Genomic DNA, 2,945 nt, shown 5'->3' on the forward strand with positions numbered 1-2,945 from the left:
TTTGTCGGCAGCCTGAACGAAGCCAATTTGCTGTTTAAGGTAGTGGGAAAGTTTGCCACCATCGACCTGAGCCCGAAGGCCATCAGTAACCACGAAATGGGCCTGGTGTTTGAAGAGCTGATCCGCCGCTTTGCTGAATCCTCCAACGAAACGGCCGGTGAACACTTCACCCCAAGGGACATTGTTGAACTCACCACCTCCCTGGTGTTTATGGAAGACGACGATGCCCTGAACAAGGAAGGCATTATCCGCACTATTTACGACCCTACGGCAGGTACAGGCGGCTTTCTGTCGTCTGGCATGGAATATGTGTACGAGCACAATAAAGATGCTGTGATGCGAGCCTTTGGCCAGGAGTTGAACCCTGAATCCTACGCCATCTGTAAAGCCGATATGCTGATCAAGGGGCAAGATGTCAGCCGCATCAAACTGGGCAACACCCTATCGAACGATCACCTCAGTGGCGACCAGTTTGACTACATGCTGTCTAATCCGCCATTCGGGGTGGACTGGAAGAAGATCGAAGGCACCATTAAAGATGAGCATGAACATAAAGGCTACGACGGTCGCTTTGGCCCCGGCCTGCCAAGAGTGTCCGATGGTTCGCTGCTGTTCCTGATGCACCTGATCAGCAAGTTCAGGGACATCACGCCAGAGAACCAGAACCCCAGCCGCATCGGCATTATCCTCAACGGTTCGCCGCTGTTTACCGGCAGTGCAGGCAGTGGTGAAAGCGAGATTCGCCGTTATATTCTCGAAGCCGACCTGCTCGAAGCCATTGTCTCCCTGCCTACAGACATGTTCTACAACACCGGTATCGCTACCTATGTGTGGGTGCTGAGCAATAAAAAGTCCGATGAACGCAAAGGTAAAGTGCAGCTGATTAACGGCGTAAACCTGTGCGGCAAGATGCGTAAGTCCCTGGGTTCCAAGCGGAACATAATGAGTGAAGCTGACCGTCGCATCATTACCCAAAACTTTGGAGCCTTTACAGAAGCATCCGAAGAAAACTTTGCCGCCAAAATTTTCGACAGTCATGAATTCGGCTACCGTCGTATTACCGTGGAACGCCCACTTCGCCTGTCCGCCCAGATTACTGATGACGCTGTAACGGGTCTACGCTATGCACCCAAGCCGTATAACGCCGTTATGCGCTGGATGGTTGAGGAATTCGGCACAGAATGTCATACAACACTGACAGACAACGAAGAAACCATTCGCACCAAGATCAAAAAAGACTTCAAAGAACTGAAAGAGAAGCAGATTAAAGAGGTACTGAACGACAAACTCTGGCTATTCCAGCGGGGGCTGATGGAGAAAGCCCAAACTCTGCAAAATACAGTCGGAACGGTACTGTCCAACGACTTTAACCAGTTCGATAAAGACCTGAAAGCCGCCCTCAAAGCCGCCAACCTGAAGCTGGATGCCAAAGAGAAAAAGCAGTTCCTCGTTGCCGTCACCTTCAAGAACCCCGAAGCCGAGCCAGTCATCAAAAAGGTGCTGAAGGGCGGCTCCTCGTCGTCCATGACGCCGCCGCATACCGTTCATCCTGAACATAAAGAAACCCAACCGCTCTACGGCGCATTTGAATACAAAGGCAAAATCGTCGAATTCCAGACCGATGGCGACCTGCGGGATAACGAGAACATTCCTCTTGACCCATCAATGCCCACCCACATCCTGATCGAAACCTACTTCAACCGGGAAGTGGCTCCCCATGTACCGGATGCCTGGATCAATGCCGACAAGTGCGATGCCCAGGATGGTGAAGTTGGAATTGTGGGTTACGAGATTCCTTTTAACCGACACTTCTATGTGTATCAGCCGCCCCGTGCGCTGGAAGCCATTGATGCTGATCTGGATGCGGTGAGTGCTAGAATCATGAACCTGTTGAAAGAGGTTCATTCATGAGCAAGCCAAAAAACAACATTAACCTGAGCCTGAATAAGGAATACAAAAGCTGGCTGAAAAACCTTAAACAGAAGGTGCTGGCAACCCAACTCAAGGCAGCCGTTCAGGTGAACTCCACTCTGCTGAATTTTTACTGGGAACTGGGGGAAGACATTGTTCGGCGGCAGGTTGAAGCAAATTGGGGTGATGGTTTTTTAAAGCAGCTGAATAAGGATTTAAGCAGCGAATTCCCTGATATTAAAGGCTTTTCCCTCAGCAACATCAAATACATCCGTCAGTGGCATCTGTTCTACCGGGATGAGGTTGAAAAAAGCCAACAGCTTGTTGGCCAATTAACGTCGATTCCCTGGGGGCATAACCTGAAGATAATCAGCAAGTGCCAAACAACGGCTGAAGCTCTGTATTACGTGGGCAAAACCATAGAACATGGCTGGAGCCGAAACGTCCTCACTCACCAGATTGAAAGTGGACTTTGGCAGCGGAAGGGACAAGCGCCCAACAACTTCAATGCAACGCTGCCTGCCGTCCAGTCCGACCTTGCACAGCAAACCCTGAAAGACCCCTATATGTTTGACTTTCTTGCCCTCACTGATCATTACACAGAGCGAGAGCTGGAGCAGGGATTGATTAAGCATATCACTCAGTTTCTACTGGAATTGGGATCAGGTTTTGCCTACATGGGCAAGCAGTTTCATATACAGGTAGGACCGCAGGATTTTTATATTGACCTCTTATTTTATCATGCACACCTGCATTGCTACGTAGTCATTGAACTGAAAGCGGGTGACTTCAGGCCGGAACATGCAGGCAAACTGAATTTTTATATCAAAGCGGTAGATGAACTGGTACGCAGGGAGGGCGATGCGCCGACTATCGGCATTCTGCTGTGTAAGAACAAGAACAAACTCGTGGCGGAATACGCCCTCAGCGATATTCAAAAGCCTATTGGTGTTTCGGAATACCAACTGACCCAATCACTGCCAGAAAATCTGCAATCGCAACTGCCCAGTATTGAAGAAATTGAGCAGGGACTG

General features: G+C 49.8%; 2 protein-coding genes. Both read left to right on the forward strand.

Annotation, left to right across the window (positions count from 1 at the left end):
* Positions 1 to 1,911 (forward strand): class I SAM-dependent DNA methyltransferase (locus KDK19_RS09085; RefSeq protein ID WP_257291781.1); only part of this gene is annotated, 1,911 nt, incomplete at its 5' end.
* On the forward strand, positions 1,908 to 2,945 hold a 1,038-nt coding region (locus KDK19_RS09090), incomplete at its 3' end, for a PDDEXK nuclease domain-containing protein (RefSeq protein ID WP_257291782.1). The genes KDK19_RS09085 and KDK19_RS09090, both read left to right, overlap by 4 nt.

Source organism: Endozoicomonas sp. ONNA1 (assembly GCF_024606325.1).
In the GTDB taxonomy this organism is placed as follows: domain Bacteria; phylum Pseudomonadota; class Gammaproteobacteria; order Pseudomonadales; family Endozoicomonadaceae; genus Endozoicomonas_A.